Consider the following 18,550-nt stretch of genomic DNA (forward strand, 5'->3'; position numbering starts at 1 on the left):
CAGCAGATCCCAAGGAGGCATCGTGGCCATCCCCCATCAGGTTACTGGGAATTCCCGCCCGGTCGACCAGGAAGGTGCCGAGACCGGCACGGGGTACCGGCCCCTGCGCATCGCCATGATCGGCCAGAAGGGGATGCCCGCGACCTACGGCGGGATCGAGCGGCACGTCGAGGAGCTCGCCAGCCGGCTGGCCGGCCGGGGCCACGACGTCACGGTCTACTGCCGGCCCAGCTACGGCTCCGTGCCGATGGACCGATACCGGGGCGTACGGCTGCGTCAGGTACGGACGGTTGCCAGCAAACACCTCGACGCCATCGTGCACTCCACCACCTCCACCCTCGCCGCCATGCGCGAACGGCCCGACATCGTGCACTACCACGGACTCGGCCCCGGCCTGGTCGCGCCACTGCCGCGCTACCTCGCCCGCAGCAAGGTCGTCCTCACCGTGCACGGCCTCGACCAGCAGCGGGCCAAGTGGAGCCGGCTCGCTCAGACCGTCCTCGGCACCGCCCACTGGCTCTCCGGCTACGTACCCGACGCCCGGGTCGCCGTCTCCCGGGGGCTGGCCAGCCACTACCAGACCCGGTTCGGCAGCCTGGCCAACTACATCCCCAACGGGGTCAGCACCCCCCGGCAGGTCCCGGCCCGGCACATCGGTTCCCGGTTCGGCCTCACCCCCGGGCGCTACCTGCTGATGGTCGGCCGGCTCGTTCCGGAAAAGTCGGCGGACCTGCTGGTCCGCGCGTTCCGTCAGGTCGACACCGACATCCGGTTGGCCATCGTCGGCGGGTCGTCGTTCAGCGACGACTTCGTCGCCCGGGTCCGCGCCGAAGCGGTCGACGACCCGCGGATCGTGTTCACCGGCTTCGCCTACGGCGACCTGCTCGCCGAGCTCTACTCGCACGCCGCCGGGTTCGTCCAGCCGTCCCGGCTGGAAGGGCTGCCGCTGACCCTGCTGGAAGCCGCCTCGTACGGTCTGCCGGTGATCGCCAGCGACATCACCCCGCACGTCGAGGTGCTCACCACCGACGGACCCGGCCACCGGATCTTCCGCGACGGCGACACCGACGACCTGGTCCGGGCACTGCGCCAACTGGTCACCGACCCGGCCGGCGAGCGGGTCGGAGCCCAGGCCCTACGCGACCGGGTCACCAGCGAGTACACCTGGGACGCCGCCGCCACCGAACTCGAGACGCTCTACCACGAACTGCTGCAACCGCGTCGGACACCGCTGATCCGGCCCCGCCGTAAGGTCCGGTCGGAACCAGACGGCTGATGCGCACTCCCGGCGTGTCGGCCCATACTCCCTCATCGGGGACCCGACTAGATTTCAGGCGACCCTGACGGGCCGTTTCCAGGCGACGGAACAGCGGATCGGCGTGCGGTGACCACAACACGACACGAGCCCCGGCCAGCGGGTCGGGTGCCGGACGACGCCATGGCGTCCGGCGGCTCCGCCGTACCCGGTCATGCCCGACCCGCGCGGACGGCCGGGCGGGTGCTCAGCCTGCTCGCCGCGGTGGCCGCCGCCGCCGTCGCGGTCGCCGCCGGCCTGGCGCTCGCCGCCGGGGACCGGCGCGGCGTGGTCCTGCCGCTGGCGCTGACCGCCGGCCTCGCCGTCGGGGTCCTGGCGATGACCCGGTTCTCCGGGTACGTGATCCTGATGCTCGCCGTGCGGCCCCTGCTGGACGTGGTCAAACTCAGCGGACCCACGGCCGGGCGGGCAGACACCGAGCAGGCGTCCCGGCTGACCGACCCGTCGACGATGGTGGCGGTGCTGTTCCTGCTCGCCGCCGGGCTCTGGCTCGCCGCGCAGTTGCGCCGCCGGGGCCGGCTGCGCGGCTCCCCGCTGGGCTGGGCGATGCTGCTCGTCGGGGCGACCGCCCTGGTCAGCGCGTTCGGTGCGGACCGGCCGACGCCGAGCCTGCTGGAAGCGCTGCGGATCATGACCGTCGTCGTCATGTTCGTCGTTCTCGAGCAGTTGATGCCCGACCGGGCGGCGATCCGGCGGATCCTGATCGCCTGCTACGCCTCGCTGGCCCTGGCTCTGCTCTACACCGTGCTGACCAGCGCCTTCGGGCAGGTGCCGTCCGAGGTCAAAGGTGAGTTCATCCGGGTCAGTGGCCCGTTCAGCCAGTCCACCACCTTCGGCCGGTACCTGATGTTCCTGGTGATCTTCGGGTTCGCGATCTACCGGTTCCTGGCCCGGCGGGCCCAGGTGGCGCTCGCCGTACTGCTCGGGCTCTCCCTGATCTTCCTGATGCTCACCAACACCCGGTCGGCGATCCTCGGCGCGGCACTCGGCCTGATCGTCGTCGCGCTGCTGCACCGCAGCGGCCGGATGCTGGCGACCTTGCTGATCGTCGCGGTCGCCGGGGTCAGCCTGCTGCCGTCGGTGGGTGACCGGTTCGCCCAACTCGCCCAGGACCGGCCGACCGGCGGCGGCCCGACCGGCAACACCCTGCAGTGGCGGGTGGGCTACTGGGCGGAGATCATCCCGCTCGCCAACCGCAACCCGGTCACCGGCATCGGGCCCAACATGACCCAGCACGAGACACCGCAGGCCAAGAAGCCACACAACGACCTGCTCCGGGCGTACGTGGAAACCGGGCTCGCCGGCCTGCTCGCCTACCTGGCGATGCTGCTGTTGCTGCTGCACACCGCCCGGACCGCGCTGCGCCGCGCCCCACCGGGCAGTCTGGAACGGGGCGTCGCCGTCGGATTCGCCGGCTGCGCCGTATCGTTCATCGCGGTCAGCCTCGGCTCGAACGTCATCTCCAACGTGGTGACACTCTGGTACTTCGTCGCCTTCGCCGCTGCCGCCAGCGCCATCGCCCACGGCCGGGCCGCCACTGCGTCGGTGGCCGCCCCGGCACCACCAGTCCGGTACGAGTAGTAGGAGCCCATAGCGTGGAGATCGTCGACTACCTGCGCATCGCGCGCCGGCGGCTGTGGCTGCTGGTCGGTGTGCCGGTCCTGGCCGCCGGAGCGGCCGCGACGCTGGTGCTGATCGCCCCGCAGCAGTACACCGCCACCGCCTACGTGGCCGCCCCGGCCCTGGTGGGCGGGGCCGCCGCGCAGCAGTACACCGGCAACCAGGCCGCCAACCAGTTCGCGGCCGCGTTCAGCGCCGCCGCCACCTCGCCCCGGGTGGTCGACGAGGTCGCCGCCGACACCGGGGTGGCCGCCAACCGGTTGCGCTCCGGGCTGGCGGTCAGCCAGGTCGGGGCGAGCAGCCAGATGGAGATCGCGTACACCTCGCCGGACCGCGCGTCGGTCGCCCCGGTGCTCGCCGCGACCACCGAACGCGCGCTGGCCTTCCTCTTCTCCTCGCAGGTCGCGATCGCCACCGAGCAGGTCACCGCCGCCAGCACCGACGTGGCCGAGGCGACCGCCGCGATCACCGCCTGGGAGAAGGAGAACAAGGTCACCCAGCCGGACAAGATCTACCAGGCGACCCTCAACGAGATGGCCAGCCTGCGGCAGCAGCGGCTGCAGATGCAGGCGGTCGGCAACGGCCGGGGCGCCGACGCCGCCACCGACGCCATCGAGGCCGGCCAGAAGCAGCTCGACACGATCGGCCCGAAACTGCCCGACTACCAGGCGCTGATCGCCCAACGCGACGCCGCCACCAGCGCGCTCTCCTCGGCCCGGCAGGGCCTGCAGGCGGCGCGGGCGCAGGTACAGGCCGCCGACCCGGCGGAGGTCGCCAGCGTCGGCGCGGTCCGTGCGGTCTCCCGGACCACCAGCCTGATCAACGCCACCGTGCCGGTCGCCGGCGCCGGACTGCTGCTCGCCGTGGTCCTGGTCGCGATGCTGGAACTGCTGGCCCGCAACCGGGCCGGTGACCCGCCGACGTCGGGCACCGACACCCCGGTGCCGCCGCCGGGGCCGCGCCCCACCGGCGGTGACGAGACCCGGGAGATCCCGGTGGCCCGGGTGGGCCGGGCCACGCCGGCCGGGCAGCTCTCGCGCGGCGGCGGCCGGGTGTACGGGTCAGGTGGCGCGCTCGAACCGCAGCCGGGGCGGTGACGTGCCCGCCGGGGTCACGCCGTCGACCGCTGGCGCCGAGTCCGGCGACCAGCACATCCGGGGAATGGCCCGCGGCGGCGGACTGAACCTGGTCGGAGCCGTCCTCAACCAGGGCGCGGTCTTCCTGGTCATGCTGCTGCTGGCCCGGTTCCTCGGGATCAGCGAGGTCGGCCAGTACGCCCAGTGCTACGCGGTGCTGGCCCTGCTCAGCCTGCTGTCGCTGTCCGGGTTCCGGGCCGGGCTGACCCGGTTCGTCGCCGTACACCTCGCCGACGACGACCCGGCGGCGATCCGTGGCACCATCCGGCTCGGCCTGGCCATCTCCGCCGGCTCGGCGACCGCGATCGCGGTCGCCCTGGCCCTGGCCGCACCGGCGTTGGCCGCCGCGCTCAACGACCCCGGACTGGTCACCGGGCTGCGCCTGGTCGCGTTGACCCTGCCGGCGCTGACCGTCTGCGAAGCGGCGCTCGCCGCCACCCGGGGCTGGCGTACCCAGCGCCCGTTCACCCTGATCGGGCAGATCTACGAACCGGGTACCCGGCTCCTACTGACCGCCCTGGCCCTGATCCTCGGGGCCGGCGTCACCGGCAGCTACTGGGCGTTGGTCATCGCCGGCTGGTCGGCCGCCCTGCTGGCCCTCGGCGCCCTGGCCCGGCTGATGCGCAAGGTCGCACCGGGCCCGGTCGTCTACCGGCCCCGGCAACTGTTCAGCTTCTCCACGGTCAGCTGGCTGTCGTCGCTGTCGTCGACCGGGCTGATCTGGGTCGACACCCTGATGCTGGGCTTCTTCGCCAACGACGAGATCGGCGTCTACAACGTCGCCACCCGGCTGGTCACCGTCGCGATCTTCGTCCTCGCGCCGATCAACGCCGCGTTCGGGCCGTACCTCGCGTACCTGCACCACCAGGGGCGGGCCGACGAGGTACGGCGGATCTACGGTGCCGCGACCGGCTGGGTGGTCCGGCTGTCGCTGCCGGCGTTCGTGGCGCTGCTGGTCTTCCCGGAGAGCCTGCTGACGGTCTTCGGCGGCGGGTTCGCCGCCGGGGCGGCGGTCACCCTGATCCTCGCCGTCGGGCAGCTGGTCAACGCGGCCACCGGACCGTGCGGCACGGTGCTGAACATGTCCGGCCGGGTGGCGATCAACATGTACGACAACATCGCCGCCCTGCTGCTGAACATTCTGCTCAACCTCTGGCTGATTCCGGCGTACGGGATCATCGGCGCGGCGATCTCCTGGGCGATCTCCCTCGCGGTGGTCAACATCGCCCGGGTGCTGCAGGTCCGGGCCCTGATCCACGCGGTGCCGGTCACCGTCGGCATGCTCAAGGGGTTCGCCGCCGGGCTGGCCGCGTTCGCCGCCGGCCTGGTCGTCCGGCTGCTGCTGCCCGGCTGGCCGGAGCAGCTGCTGGTCGGGCTGCCGGTGGTGGTGACCGTCTACGTGGGCGTGGTGCTGGCGCTCGGGCTGAGCCGGGAGGACGTCATGGTGCTGCGTACCCTGCGCCGGGGCGGCCGGCGCGGCGGGGCCGGCCGTCCCGGCGGCGCGGACGGCCAGGACCGGCCCGGTGCACCGGTGGCGAACCTGGAGGAGGCGGCACGATGACCGGCAACCGGGGGACCACCGACCGGCTGCGCCGTACGGTACGCGGGGCGCGGGCCTGGGCGCGCACGATGGTGCCCGGCCAGCTGGGTGCCCTGCCGGACTTCCTGATCATCGGTGGACAACGTTGCGGCACCACCTCGTTGCACCACTATCTCGCCGCCCATCCGCAGGTGCGCCCGGCCACCGGCAAGGAACTGCAGTACTTCAGCATCCACCACGGACGCGGGGAACGCTGGTATCAGGCGCACTTCCCGGCCCGCCCGGCCGGGGTCCGCAGCTTCGAGGCCAGCCCGTACTACCTGTTTCACCCGAGCGTGCCGGCCCGGGTCGCCACCGACCTGCCGCAGGCCCGCTGCATCGCCCTGCTACGCGACCCGGTCGAGCGGGCCTACTCGCACTACCTGCACACCCGCTCGTACGGCGCCGAACCACTGTCGTTCGCCGACGCGGTCGCCGCCGAGGAGCGGCGGCTGGCCGACGCGCTGCGCGACGGGCCGGGCAGTCCGGCCGCGCACACCGCGCTGCGCAACCACTCGTACCTGGCCCGGGGCCGTTACGCCGAGCAGTTGCAACGCTGGTACGCCGTACTGCCGGCGGACCGGCTGCTGGTGCTGCGCAGCGAGGACATGTACGCCGACCCGGCCGGCGCCTACGACCGGGTGCTGCGCTTCCTCGACCTGGATCCGTTCACCCCGGCGGGGTTCGCCCAGCACACCCGGCGGACCGACCGGGGGCCGGGGGAGTTGACCGACTCGCTACGCACCCAGCTCGGCGACTACTTCGCCCCGTACAACGCCGACCTCGCCGACCTGCTCGGCTGGCCGCACACCTGGTCGCCCCGGAGCTGACCGGCGCGTGGTCGCGGTTCACCGATGCCGGCCGGGCTTGCCGCTGGCTGAGACACTGGGTGTCTCCGGCCAGAGTGGAGGTTGTCAGTGCCGACGCGACCCCGTAGGCCGCCGGGTGCCGTTGCCTCTTTGCTGCTCGTGTTCTGCGGGGTGGTGGCGGTCTCCTGCGCCCTGTGTGTGACGGGCACCGTGCTGGAGCTCCGCAAGGATCCGCTGCAGCAGACGGGGGAGCGGGTGTTCACCGATCGGGCGCAGCGGCTCAGCCGGGAGGTGAGCCTGCTGCCGGCGGACGATCCACCGGCCGGACACGTCGACCGGATCGTCGCCGTCGTCGAGGGCCGCGAACGGCCGCAACTCGGGCTCACCGGCCGGGTCTATCTGGTCGACGTGTCCGGCGACCACGGTCGGGTGGAGGCGACCTTCGCCGAGTACGTGTCGTCCGGCGGCGGCTGGTTCTCCGAGGACGGCGAGGTGACCGTGTGCGTCAGGTGGGACGTCTACCGGAAGTCCACCGTCTACTCGGACATCACGACGAAGGCGGTGTCCTGCCCGTAGCAACCTCGTTCACCTGTGCGGCCGATCGAGTGACGTCGCCTCAGCGGCGGGAGCGGAGCGCGTAGACCGCGTACCTGCCGGTTCCACTGTCCACCTCGGCTATCTTGAGGTCGGTGACCGGTACGGCGAACCGCTGCCCGACCCCGCCGCTGCCGGCGTCGGCCCACACCTCGACCGTCCCGCTCGCGGGTAGCTCCCGTGGGCCGACCACCAACACCTGACCGCTCGCCATAACGCGTCTCCTGTTTGCTCCGCGCCGGTGATGCTCTGCTGGCCGCCATGAGGACAACTCGATGATGTCGCCGAAGTGTCGCCTCGCGCGACGGCGTTCGGGACGACGTTCCGGCGACATAGTGGGCGACATTTCGGCGTCACGGGCGCTAGGATCGTCCAATGACGATCACGCCGAACGCGACGCTGCGGGCCGTGCGAATTGGTCTGCTCATGAGCCAGGATGATTTCGCCCGGGCGTTGCGCCAGGCCGGCGATCGCGCCGGAGTGCCCAACGATGCCAACAAGCGCCTCGTGCAACGCTGGGAGGCTGGGGCCATCACGTCACCCCGACCGGCGTACGCGCGTGCCTTGGAGTCCGTCACCGGCCTGCCGATCGCCTCGCTCGGCTTCACCGTGGCCGTACCGCACGCCCGCGCTGCTGACGACGGCCAGAGCAGCCGTGACCTGGCTACTCCGGAGACCGTCACCCCATCGGTGCCGAGCGGCGGGCCGGCCCCGCGTACCGCGCCGACCGGCAACTACTCCGGGGTGTGGCTGTCCCGGTACGAGTACCACAGCTCAGGTCGTGGTGCCATGTTCACCGGTCGGCACTACGTGGTGCTGCTGCAGCACGGCGACCGGCTCACCGTACGCAGTCTGCCCGGATCCTCCGACGCGCCACTCACCATGGACCTCACCGTCGACGGCAACGTGGTCACCGGGACCTGGGTCGAGCAGACCGCGCCACAGGGCTACTACCGGGGTGCCCGCTACCACGGTGCGATTCAGCTCCTGGCCGAGCCGACCGGGCGTCGGCTGAGCGGCAAGTGGATCGGATTCGGCAAGGAGATGGACGTCAACACCGGCCCGTGGGAGCTGATCTTCCAGGACGCCAGTACGAACAAGGCGACTCTGGCGGCCTACGACCGCCGCCCCGCGCCGGAGCAGCCGACCGCTGCCTCATGATCAGTTGTCGTATCTACGGCCGACACGCCGTTGCGAGCCCGTAAATACGACAACTGATCATGACGGACCGATAGCACATCACCGAGGCCGGCGCCGCCCGCTCCACAGCCGAGCGTTTGTCCACAACCAACACGCATCCGGTCGTGCCACAGACTGCTGCCGGGGCATCGTCGACGGTCATGGACCCAGTGCTCGACGCACTCCTGCGCCGTACCGGGGGAGTGGTGACCCGCAACCAGGTGTCCCAGGTGCTGCCCCGCTGGGCACTGGAGAACGCGGTCGCCGCCGGCCGGCTCCGCCACGTGCTGCCGACCGTCTACGTCGCCACCGACCTGCTCGACCACAACCGTTCCGGAGCTCCGCAACTGAGCGATCTCGGACCGCAGTCGCGACGACGTGCGGTACTGGCCTACGCCGACGGTAGGGCCGCGTTCAGCCACACCACCGCACTCGAGCTCTGGGGGCTGCGCCGGCAACCCGCTGACGAGGCACTGCACCTGACGGTGCCGTACGGCGCGGGCATGCGCAGCCGGGCCGGGCTGACGGTGCACCACCGGCGGGGGTTCGTCGTCGGTCCGCCGCAGGTGGTGGTGCGGGGCGGAGAACCGGTGGTACGGCTGGAGCGGAGTCTTGTCGAGTCCTGGCCGCTGCTGCCGGCCGCCGACCGGCCGGCTCCGCTGATCCGAGCCGTCAACGACAGGTGGACGAACGCGGGCCGGCTCATAGCGGCCCTCGACGAGCTGCCCCGGCTCACCGACCGGGCCGCGTTGTGGACGCTACTGGCGAAGCTGGCCGCCGGCTGCCGCAGCCAGTTGGAGATCTGGGGACACGATCACGTCTTCGTCGGCGCCGGCATGCCCGCGTTCCGACGCCAGCAGATGGTCCGGGTCGACGGCGGCCGCACCGTCTACCTGGACGTGTACGCCGAACGGGAACGGGTCGACTTCGAGCTCGACGGGGCGGCGTCGCACGGCAGCCCAGCCCAGCGTGAGATCGATCTGCGGCGCGACGCGCTGCTCGCGGCCGCCGGCATCCAGGTGGTCCGGTTCGCGCACCGCCGCCTGATCCACGAACCGCAGCAGGTCCGCCGGGAGATCTTGGCCATCCTCGACCGCCGCCGCTGATGCGGCTCAGTGCCGGCCGACGCTCACCTCGGCGGCGAAGAACCGTTCCAGGAACTCTGCCTGTTCCGCCAGCGTGCCGGGCGGGACGCTGCGAAACCAGCCCACCTCGTCAGCCTGCTCGTCGGCGGTCAGCCGGTCGCCGCTCGGCGTCGCTTCGAACGCGATGCCAACAGGCCAGCCACGGTACCCCTCCCGCAACAGTGACGGGTACTCGATGTATCCGAGCATTCGGCCAACCGTCACGGCAACCCCGAGTTCGCGCCGGGCGACCCGCCGGACCGCGTCGTGGAGGTGTTCGCCGAAGTACACCGTCCCACCGGGTAGGTGCCATTTCCCCTGGGCCGGCGGAACAGCCCGCCTGGTCAGCACGACACCGCGAGAGTCGACGCACACCACCTCGGCGGTCAGTCGCGGCACTCTGCCGTAGATGTCGGCGAACTCGGCGGCCGAGAACGGATGCTTCTCCACCTGACCGACATTACTTTCACCCTGCGGGACCCGGTCCGCGAGGTCGGGGATCGTGCTGTGTCTGTGTCGGTGTCGGTGATGATCCGTCTCAGTCGACGTCGGCGAGGATCGATTCGGGGGTGCCGGTGGCCCGCAGCAGTATCGGGCGGTCCGAAATGGTGACCTCGGCACCGGCCGGGGTGAGCGTGGCTCCGGCCGCACCCGTGCGCAGGCTCGGCACCGGCGCGACCCGTAGCTCGTCGTTGAACTCGCTCGACCAGACGACCAGGGTGCTCTCCGCGCCCTGCTGGAACGCCACCCCGATCAGCCCGTCCCGCCGAACCGGGGTGACGGTGGCACCCCGCGCCGCGATCGCCAGACCTTCGAACATCCGGCCGGCCTCCCGTTCCGTACCGTCGGGTTCCAGCAGCCCGTAACGGACCTCGCTGCCGGCCCGGTTGTTCGGGTTGTAGCCCAGCGGCAGCCACATCACCTGCCGGATGCCGCCGGCCAGCAGCATCGTGGAGACCTTGACGACCTCCTCGGCCCGGCTGATGTCGTCGCCGTCGCCGTCGCGCCAGAACTGCCCGACCTCCCACGCCTCGATCGGTACGTCGGCCGGGTTCTCCGCCGCCAGGTAGTCCAGCAGCGCCGGTACGCCCTCGAAGTGTTCGTAGTAGTGCACCTGCCGCAGCTGTACGACGCCGTCGTCGATCAGCTGCTCGGTGGCGGCCAGGAAGGCGACGTTGCGGACGTTGGTCTCGTTGTCGAGCGCGGTACGCAGCGTCTCGATCGTCTCCACCTGCGGGATCTTGCGGCCACGGGTGCCGATGCGACGCTGGAAGTAGGCGTTGTAGGCGGCGATGGCCTCGTCGTCGCGGCCGGCGCGGACCAACCGGTCGACCACCCCGAAGCCGTACGCCACGCTGCTGATGCCGGAGTCGACCACCACGGCGTCCGGGTCGGCGGCGTGGACCGCCTCGGCGGCCGCAGTGACCAGGGTGACGTACTCCTCGGGGGTGCCGCGCCAGTACTGCTGGGCGTTGACCTCGTTCTCGATCGCGTACTGCCGCACGCCGTAGGGCGCGTAGCGGCGCACCACCTCGCCGACGAACCGCTGGTAGGCGGCCATGTCCAGCGGCATCGTCGACTCGGTCTTGTTCGCCTCGCCGCGCGGGAACTCCGGTGTGCCGCCGGTGGCCCAGCACATCTCGGTCCGGATCTTGATGTTGAGTGCGATGCCGAGGTCCTGGCTGCGCTGGGCGATCCGGTCCAGCGCCGTCCAGTCCGGCCGGCCGGCGACCGGCTCGATGCTGCACCAGCTGATCTCGTGGTACGTCGCGGAGCCGGACAGTTTGCGCAGGTACGGCAGGAACTCGTCGTAGCGGTTCCAGTCCCAGTGCGCACCGAACGGGTGGGTGTCGGCGGGGTACGGCGGCAGGTCCGGCAACGGTGCGCCGGTCGGCGGCGGCGGGGTGGGGCTGACGTCGGAGTCGCCGCTGGTGCAGCCGGCCAGCAGCAGCAGTACGCCGAGCGCCGCCGCGACGGCGCGCCGGCCTACGGCGTTGCGCCGGCCTACGGCGTTGCGCCGGCCTGCAGCGTCGCGTCGGGCCACGACGCTCACCGGTAGCCCAGTTCGCGCAGCATCCGGCCGGAGAAGACGGCGACGAGCAGTCGCAGGAACGGGTCCAGTTCGCGACGGTAGCTGCCGACCCGCGAGCCGTAGATCGCCGAGTCGGTGCCGGCGGCCGCCCGCCGACGGTCGGCCTCGGTGGTGTACTTGCCGGCCACGTCGTGTGGCTTGTCGACGTAGTCGAGCACGCCGTCCTCCCAGGGTTCGCCGAGGAACTCGAACAGCGCCCGCATCGACTTCTCCGGCTCGCGTACCGCGTCCTCGTAGCGCAGCTCGTAGTACCGGTCGGCGGGCAGGCTGGCCGCCATCGCACGGGCGGTACGGATGTAGCGCGGCCATTTGACCACGCACTTCACCGCCGACCAGTAGCCGAACCGTTTGCGGTGCGAGACCACCACGTCCCGGCCGTCGCGGATGACGTGCACGATCTGCGCGTCGGGGAAGACCTCGGTGACGAAGTCCAGCGAGATCGCGTACAGCGGGGTCTTGTCGGCCCACCGGGCCTTGCCGCGACCCTGTGCGTAGTCGGCGTGCACGCCGCCGAAGAAGTCGGCGATGCGGCGCAGCCAGTCCTCCCGGGGGAAGCCGAACCGGGCCAGCCGCTCCCAGTCGGATCCGACGATGCGCCGCAGGTCCGGCAGGAACCGGGTCTCCGGTCCGCAGGAGATCCGCGAGTGCGAGTCGAGCACCAGCCGCAGGAACGTGGTGCCGGAGCGCTGGCAGCCGACCAGGAAGATGGGGGCCGTCGGTGCCGCCACCGCGTCGGCGGTGGTGGTGGGCTGCGCGGCGGTCTCAGCCATGGTCGGTCCTTTCCACGGGCACCGGGGCACACCGGTCGGTGTCGACTTGGCGGGGCGGGGTGGCGGGGACCGGCGTGCCGCCGGTGAGGCGGACGGTGAGGTCGTCGCAGAGCGTACGGACCGCCGGGTCGATCGGCAGCGGCTGGCGGCGCGGCGCGCGGGGGGCGATGTGCGCGGACAACTCCGGCCGGTACGCCAACCCGAGGAAGTCGCAGAGCCGGCGGACCTGCCCGGCCGGGTCGGCGATCAGCGCGTCGTAGGAGCTGAGCAGGACGTCGTCGCGGCGGTCCAGGCCGAGCCGGAAGTACAGGCTGTTACGGACGTACCAGAACAGCGCGGCGGCGGTGTACCGGTCCATCGTGCGGTAGTCGAAGCCGTGGACGAGTTCGTAGGTGTCGGCGTCGAGGCGCTGGCCCTGCCAGCGCCGGCCGATGGTGCCGTCGGCGATGGTGGCCAGGGCCCGCAGGTTGGCGTCGCCGAACTTGGCGACCTCGGAGCGGGCCCGGTCGTCGACGTCACGCCACGCCCAGATCGCCCGGCCCGGTGCCACACCGGGCAGGGCGAGTAGTTCGTCCACCCGGTGGCTGTCGCACAGCGGCTTGATCAGGACGTACGCGTGCCGGCTGCGGCGCACGACGGCGGTGAGCACCGCGTCGTCGCGCAACTGGAAGCGGTGGAACACCCGCCGGTCGTTCTCGTTGTGCACCTCGAACTCGCCGGCGGCCTCCAGGCCCCGGACCAGCATGTTCGTGCCGGACCGTTGCAGGCCGACCAGGTAGACCGGCATGGCCTGCCCGGGCGGTACGCCGTGGCGTCGCCGCCAGCGCAGTTTGGTCCAGGCGGTGCCGGCCCGGTCGACCGGGTTGAGCCGGTCCTCCTCGACGAGCCGGCGCAGGCCCTCGGTGCGGATCCACCGGACGTGCCGGGCGATCCGCCGGGCGGTCCAGGCCAGGGTGGAGGGCTCGTCGTCGTTGCTCACCGGTCCTCCTCGGGCACGTCACCAGCCGTCGTGGCCAGGCTGGGGCGAGGTCGGGCCGGGGCCAGGCTACCCACCGATCGGGGCGAAACGCCAGAACGAAGGCTGGTCAGCCACACGAGATCATCCGATCAGCTAGTTGGCGATTCGGTACTGGACTAACCCGACGCCGATGCATAGCGTGAGGCAGCAGCTCAGGGCGGGAGTCCTGGGCCACCATAACCGGGTGGACGCACCCCGGTGTCGAGCGAGCGGGCCGGATGAGATGCGTGTCCTCCATGTGAACAAGTTTCTCTATCGGCGTGGTGGTGCGGAGGGCTACCTGCTGGACCTCGCGGATCTGCAGCGCGCCGCCGGGGACGAGGTCGCGTACTTCGGAATGACCCACCCGGACAACGACCGGCCGTTGCGCTACGCGGAGCATTTTCCGCCGTACGTCGAACTGGAACCGGCCCCGCGCGGCCTGGCACCCCGGCTGGTCGCCGTCGGTCGGATGGTCTGGTCACCGGCGAGTCGCCGGGGCCTGACCCGGGTGATCGAGGATTTCGGCCCGGACGTCATCCATCTGCACAACATCTACCACCAGCTCTCTCCGTCGGTGCTGGCCGCCGCCCGTGACGCCGGGGTGCCGTGCGTGTTGACCATGCACGACTACAAGCTCGCCTGCCCCAGCTACCAGCTGCTCGACCAGGGCAGGGTCTGCCAGGCGTGCGTGGAGGGCGGTCCGCTACACGCCGCGCGGCGCAGGTGCAAGGACGGATCGGCATCCGCCAGTACGCTACTCGCCGTAGAGACCTGGTTGCACCGACAGTTACGGGCGTACGGCCCGGTCGGGGTGTTCGTCAGCCCCAGCCGGTTCCTCGCCGACGTGATGCGGCGGGCCGGGGTCTACCCGGACCGGCTGCAGGTGATCAACCACTTCGTGGACACCGGCACCGTGGCGGTGAAGGATTCGCCGGGTGGGGGAGTGGTCCTCGCCGGCCGGATCGCCCCGGAGAAGGGAGTGGACGTGCTGGTCGAAGCGGTGACCCGGCTGCCCCGTCAGGTGCCGGTGCACGTGGCCGGCGACGGCCCGGCGCTTCCCGAGGTGACGGCGCTCGCCGACCGGGTGGCACCCGGCCGGGTGCGGTTCCACGGCCGGCTCGACAAGGCCCGGCTGCATGAGCTGATCAGGTCGGCGGCGGTGGCCGTGGTGCCGTCGCGCTGGCACGAGAACCAGCCCATGGCGGTGCTGGAGGCGTTCGCCTGCGGCGTACCGGTGGTCGGCACCGACCTCGGCGGGCTGCCGGAGCTGATCACCCCGGGCACCGACGGCGAGGTGGTCCCGGCCGACGACCCGGCGGCGCTCGGCGAGGCCGTCGGCAAACTGGTCGCCGACCCCGACCGGGCGTACACGATGGGGATGCAGGCCCGCGCGAAGATCGACCGGGACTTCACCCCGCAGCTGCACCTGTCCCGGCTGCGCGAGGCCTACCGGACCGCCGCGACGACCGCGCCCGCCGGAGGCCGGCGATGACCGACCCGGCTGGCGACCCGATCCCGGTACGGGTGCTCTACCTGGCCGGCAGTGGACGCAGCGGCAGCACGCTGATCACCACTGTCCTCGGCCAGCTGGACGGCTGTTTCGCCGCCGGCGAGCTGCGCTACCTGTGGCAGCGGGGCATCGTCGACAACCGCCCGTGCGGCTGCGGTGAGCCGTTCGACAGCTGCCCCACCTGGCGGGCGGTCCGCCGTACCCTCGGTACGCCTGACGCCGCCGGTACGCCTGACGCCCTCGATGCGCCCGACGCGGCCGGGATCGCCGCGCGGCTGCGGACCCGGCTGCGGATGCGGGACCTGCCGGCCCTGCTGCGCCGGGCCGCGACCGGCCGACGCGCCGTACCGCCGCACCCCGACGACGCCGTGATCGCCGCGATCTACCAGGCGATCGCCCGCCAGACCGGCACGCCCGGCAACGGCCCGGTGGTGATCGTCGATTCGTCGAAACTGCCGCCGTACGGGGCGCTGCTGCGTGACCTGCCCGGGATCGACCTGCGGGTGCTGCACCTGGTCCGGGATCCCCGTGGCACCACCTTCTCCTGGCGACGCCGACGCGGTCTCGACGGCGCCGGCGACCAGAAGCTGATGAGCCGGCCGCCGGTGTGGAAGGCGGCGCTGCTGTGGCGGGTCTGGAACGCCGCCACCGTCCGACTGTTCGGCGGCGACGGCCCGGACCGCTACCTGCGGATCCGCTACGAGGACGTGGTCGCCGATCCGGCCGGGCAACTGCGGCGGATCGCCTCCTTCGCTGGGCTCGACCCGGCCGGGCTGCCGCTGGACGCCGCCGGTCGGGTCACCCTGGCACCGACGCACTCGGTCGCCGGTAACCCGTCGCGGCACCGGACCGGCGCGGTGCCGATCACCGACGACGCCGAATGGCTCCGCGCGCTGCCGGGCCGGTCGTACGCGGTGGTGACCGCCGTGACCCTGCCGCTGCTGCGGCGCTTCGGCTACCCGGTACGCCGACCGGTACCGCCCGCTGCGGCGTCGTCGGATCCAGCGGTGCCGGCGTCCCCTGAGTCCGGGTCGGTGGTGCCGCCGCAGCCGGTCTCCGTCCCGGCCCCGACCAAGGAGGGTTGACCATGCTGTCCGTCGTCGTGGGCACCGGACGGTGCGGCTCGACCCTGGTGCAGGAGATCCTGGCCCGGCACCCCGCCGTCGGCTTCGTCTCCGGCCTGGACGACAAACTGCCCCGGCTCAATCTGGCCGGGCGGCGCAACGGCCGGCTCTACCGGCGCTCGGCACCCCGGCCGGCCGGGATGACCTCGTTGAGTCACAGCCGCCGGCTGCTGGAACGGGGTCGGCTGCGGGTCGCCCCGTCCGAGGCGTACCAGCTGATCGACCGGCAGGTGATGGCCGGCTACTCCCGGCCGTGCCGGGACCTGCGGGCCGACGATCTGACCCCGTACGTCGAGCAGCGGCTGCGGGCCTTCTTCGACCGGCGGGTACGGCAGCAGGGCTGCCAGGTGCTGCTGCAGCATGTGACCGGCTGGCCGCGCACCGGGTGGCTGCACGCCGCGTACCCGGATCTGCGGGTGGTCAACGTGGTCCGCGACGGCCGCGCGGTGGCCAACTCGTGGCTGCAGATGGGCTGGTGGGACGGCTGGCGTGGGCCGGACAACTGGTTCCTCGGCCCGCTGCCGTCCGACCTGCGTGCCGAATGGGAGGAGGCCGACCGGTCCTTCCCCGTCCTCGCCGCGTTGGGCTGGAAGATGCTGATGGCGGCCTTCGTCGAGGCCCGCGCCGCGCACCCGGTCGGGCAGTGGCTCGACGTGCGGTACGAGGATCTGCTGGTCGCCCCCCGCGAGGAGACCGCGCGGATGCTGGACTTTCTCGGCCTGGACTGGTCGCCCGGGTTCGACCGGGGCTTCCGCCGGTACGAGTTCCACGGCAACCGGGGGGCGGCGTACCAGCGGGAGTTGGGCCCGCAGCAGTTGGCGGCGATGGACCGGGTGCTGGAGAAGCCGCTCGCCGAGTGGGGGTACTGAGCCGGGCCTACCGTTGTCGGCTACACCGGCCTAGAGTGAGGCTGGCTGGCCCCCGCGTGGGCCGGTGGCCGGGCGGGAGGCGCAACCCGCCCGGGTCACGGTGTGTCCACCGCCGACCCCGTCGGCGTGCCCTGGCGTGTCCGTGACCGCCCCACCGGTCGGCTCTCGGCCCGGCCGTACCACCGGACAGTTCCACCGGGCCGTCACCTCGCACCGGTCCACCACCAGACGCCGCACCGGCGGCGTGGGTCGGAATCCCAGTAACGACAACGGGAGAAGGACCATGGCGCGACCCATCACCCTCTTCACCGGCCAGTGGGCCGACCTGCCGTTCGAGGAAGTGTGCCGGCTGACCTCGGAGTGGGGCTACGACGGCCTGGAGATCGCCTGCTGGGGCGACCACTTCGAGGTGGACCGGGCCCTCGCCGAGGACGACTACGTCGAGCGCAAGCTGCAGACCTTGGCCAAGTACAACCTCAAGGTGTACGCGATCTCCAACCACCTGGTCGGTCAGGCGGTCTGCGACCACCCGATCGACGAGCGTCACCAGGGCATCCTGCCGGCCCGGATCTGGGGGGACGGGGAGCCCGAAGGCGTCCGGCAGCGAGCCGCCGAGGAGATCAAGGACACCGCCCGGGCCGCCGCCAAGCTCGGCGTCTCCACCGTGATCGGCTTCACCGGATCGTCGATCTGGCACACCCTGGCCATGTTCCCGCCGGTGCCGCCGTCGATGATCGAACGCGGCTACCAGGACTTCGCCGACCGGTGGAATCCGATCCTCGACGTGTTCGACGAGGTCGGGGTCCGGTTCGCGCACGAGGTGCATCCGAGCGAGATCGCCTACGACTACTGGACGACCCGACGCACCCTCGACGCGATCGGCCACCGGCCCGCGTTCGGGCTCAACTGGGACCCGTCGCACTTCGTCTGGCAGGAGCTGGACCCGGTCAACTTCATCCTGGAGTTCGCCGACCGGATCTACCACGTCGACTGCAAGGACGCCAAGGTACGCACCGGCGACGGCCGACGCGGTCGGCTCGCCTCACATCTGCCGTGGGCGGACCTGCGTCGTGGTTGGGACTTCGTCTCGACCGGGCACGGCGACGTGCCGTGGGAGGACTGCTTCCGGGCGCTGAACGCGATCGGGTACGACGGTCCGATCTCGGTCGAGTGGGAGGACGCCGGCATGGACCGGCTGGTCGGTGCCCCGGAGGCGTTGCAGTTCGTCCGGCGGCTCGCGTTCGACGCCCCGTCGGCGGCCTTCGACGCGGCGTTCTCCAGCGGCGACTGACACCGCAGCGGAGGCCGTGCACCAGGATCGGCGACTGACGCTGACGGGTCCGGGCCGGTCACCCACTGGGTGACCGGCCCGGACCCGTCCGAGGTCGGGCCGGCTCAGCCGCCGGTGCCACCCGTACCGGTGGCCTTGCTGGTGCCGGCGGCCTTGTTCGCGCCGCCGGGACGGGGCGTCGTGCCGACACCGCCGGTCGTGCCGCTGCCGGTCGTGCCGCCGTTGGCCGCCGCGCCGCTGGTCACGCCGGCGCTGCTGAGGCTGTCGGTGTGGGCGGACGGGTCGGCGGTGTGGTCGTGGCCGTTGAGCTTCTCGCCCAGCCGGGTGTGGCTGAGCCGTTCCCGGCCCTCGGCGTACAGGCGGTTCGCCTGGGCCTGGGCTACTCCGGCGGCCTCCTGCACCGTCGGGTGGTCCATCACCTTGCGGGCGTTGAGCACCAGCTCGTCGTACTTCTCCCGGCCGGCGCGGGTGCCCAGGACGAAACCCACGGCCACCCCGCCGATGAACCAAAGCTTTCCGCGCATGGCGGCTCCCTCCG

The 18,550-nt window shown here is 71.9% G+C and carries 18 protein-coding genes; 12 read left to right on the forward strand and 6 right to left on the reverse strand.

Annotated features, from left to right (window positions below; genetic code table 11):
• Window positions 1–22 precede the first annotated feature (22 nt).
• The 6 genes from O7608_RS14070 to O7608_RS14095 all read left to right on the forward strand — a co-directional run bounded on the left by O7608_RS14070 (window position 23) and on the right by O7608_RS14095 (window position 7,035).
• Window positions 23–1,276: a glycosyltransferase family 4 protein gene (locus tag O7608_RS14070; protein ID WP_289210395.1), complete on the forward strand. Its 1,254-nt coding sequence runs from the start codon at window positions 23–25 to the stop codon at window positions 1,274–1,276.
• Between the two features lie 108 nt (window positions 1,277–1,384).
• Entirely contained in the window at window positions 1,385–2,896 is a 1,512-nt protein-coding gene (locus tag O7608_RS14075) for an O-antigen ligase family protein (RefSeq protein ID WP_289210396.1), read from the forward strand.
• A gap of 14 nt (window positions 2,897–2,910) precedes the next feature.
• Window positions 2,911–4,032 carry a Wzz/FepE/Etk N-terminal domain-containing protein gene (locus tag O7608_RS14080; protein ID WP_289210397.1) on the forward strand — a complete coding sequence of 374 codons (1,122 nt, stop codon included), beginning with the start codon at window positions 2,911–2,913 and terminating at the stop codon, window positions 4,030–4,032.
• Complete coding sequence (locus tag O7608_RS14085; protein ID WP_289210398.1) at window positions 4,001–5,632, forward strand: oligosaccharide flippase family protein; 1,632 nt, start codon at window positions 4,001–4,003, stop codon at window positions 5,630–5,632. The genes O7608_RS14080 and O7608_RS14085 overlap by 32 nt, the downstream gene beginning before the upstream one ends.
• Window positions 5,629–6,480: a sulfotransferase family protein gene (locus O7608_RS14090; RefSeq protein WP_289210399.1), complete on the forward strand. Its 852-nt coding sequence runs from the start codon at window positions 5,629–5,631 to the stop codon at window positions 6,478–6,480. Before O7608_RS14085 ends, O7608_RS14090 begins: the two co-directional genes overlap by 4 nt.
• A 129-nt stretch (window positions 6,481–6,609) precedes the next feature.
• Window positions 6,610–7,035 (forward strand): hypothetical protein, encoded by a 426-nt coding sequence (locus O7608_RS14095; protein ID WP_289210400.1) that lies wholly within the window; start codon window positions 6,610–6,612, stop codon window positions 7,033–7,035.
• Between the two features lie 40 nt (window positions 7,036–7,075).
• On the opposite strand, the gene O7608_RS14100 is transcribed toward O7608_RS14095, so the two are convergent.
• Window positions 7,076–7,267, reverse strand: coding sequence for a hypothetical protein (locus O7608_RS14100; RefSeq protein WP_289210401.1), 192 nt, complete (start codon window positions 7,265–7,267; stop codon window positions 7,076–7,078).
• 161 nt (window positions 7,268–7,428) lie between these two features.
• Here O7608_RS14100 and O7608_RS14105 point away from each other — a divergent pair, with 161 nt between their 5' ends.
• Window positions 7,429–8,214 (forward strand): helix-turn-helix domain-containing protein, encoded by a 786-nt coding sequence (locus tag O7608_RS14105; protein WP_289210402.1) that lies wholly within the window; start codon window positions 7,429–7,431, stop codon window positions 8,212–8,214.
• 179 nt (window positions 8,215–8,393) lie between these two features.
• The gene (locus tag O7608_RS14110; RefSeq protein ID WP_289210403.1) at window positions 8,394–9,338 is read left to right on the forward strand and encodes an endonuclease domain-containing protein; all 945 of its coding nucleotides are present in this window, start codon (window positions 8,394–8,396) and stop codon (window positions 9,336–9,338) included.
• A 6-nt stretch (window positions 9,339–9,344) separates the two neighbouring features.
• On the opposite strand, the gene O7608_RS14115 is transcribed toward O7608_RS14110, so the two are convergent.
• From O7608_RS14115 to O7608_RS14130, 4 genes are all read right to left on the reverse strand, one after another.
• Complete coding sequence (locus O7608_RS14115) at window positions 9,345–9,806, reverse strand: NUDIX hydrolase (RefSeq protein WP_289210404.1); 462 nt, start codon at window positions 9,804–9,806, stop codon at window positions 9,345–9,347.
• A gap of 88 nt (window positions 9,807–9,894) precedes the next feature.
• Window positions 9,895–11,400 carry a hypothetical protein gene (locus O7608_RS14120; RefSeq protein ID WP_289210405.1) on the reverse strand — a complete coding sequence of 502 codons (1,506 nt, stop codon included), beginning with the start codon at window positions 11,398–11,400 and terminating at the stop codon, window positions 9,895–9,897.
• A gap of 5 nt (window positions 11,401–11,405) precedes the next feature.
• On the reverse strand, window positions 11,406–12,218 hold the full coding sequence (locus O7608_RS14125; RefSeq protein ID WP_289210406.1) for a sulfotransferase family protein: 813 nt from the start codon (window positions 12,216–12,218) through the stop codon (window positions 11,406–11,408).
• A complete protein-coding gene (locus tag O7608_RS14130) occupies window positions 12,211–13,197 on the reverse strand; it encodes a sulfotransferase family protein (RefSeq protein ID WP_289210407.1) in 987 nt (328 codons plus the stop codon). Before O7608_RS14130 ends, O7608_RS14125 begins: the two co-directional genes overlap by 8 nt.
• 262 nt (window positions 13,198–13,459) lie before the next feature.
• Between O7608_RS14130 and O7608_RS14135 the strand changes: the two genes are divergently transcribed.
• The 4 genes from O7608_RS14135 to O7608_RS14150 all read left to right on the forward strand — a co-directional run bounded on the left by O7608_RS14135 (window position 13,460) and on the right by O7608_RS14150 (window position 18,012).
• Window positions 13,460–14,710, forward strand: a complete 1,251-nt coding sequence (locus O7608_RS14135; RefSeq protein ID WP_289210408.1) for a glycosyltransferase — start codon at window positions 13,460–13,462, stop codon at window positions 14,708–14,710.
• Window positions 14,707–15,813 (forward strand): sulfotransferase family protein, encoded by a 1,107-nt coding sequence (locus O7608_RS14140; protein ID WP_289210409.1) that lies wholly within the window; start codon window positions 14,707–14,709, stop codon window positions 15,811–15,813. The genes O7608_RS14135 and O7608_RS14140 overlap by 4 nt, the downstream gene beginning before the upstream one ends.
• Before the next feature lie 2 nt (window positions 15,814–15,815).
• Window positions 15,816–16,721, forward strand: coding sequence for a sulfotransferase family protein (locus O7608_RS14145; protein ID WP_289210410.1), 906 nt, complete (start codon window positions 15,816–15,818; stop codon window positions 16,719–16,721).
• A gap of 283 nt (window positions 16,722–17,004) precedes the next feature.
• Window positions 17,005–18,012, forward strand: a complete 1,008-nt coding sequence (locus O7608_RS14150; RefSeq protein WP_282228563.1) for a sugar phosphate isomerase/epimerase family protein — start codon at window positions 17,005–17,007, stop codon at window positions 18,010–18,012.
• 104 nt (window positions 18,013–18,116) lie between these two features.
• On the opposite strand, the gene O7608_RS14155 is transcribed toward O7608_RS14150, so the two are convergent.
• A complete protein-coding gene (locus tag O7608_RS14155) occupies window positions 18,117–18,536 on the reverse strand; it encodes a hypothetical protein (protein WP_289210411.1) in 420 nt (139 codons plus the stop codon).
• Window positions 18,537–18,550: the final 14 nt, after the last annotated feature.

The sequence above is a fragment of the Solwaraspora sp. WMMA2056 genome (assembly GCF_030345095.1).
Classification (GTDB): Bacteria; Actinomycetota; Actinomycetes; order Mycobacteriales; family Micromonosporaceae; genus Micromonospora_E.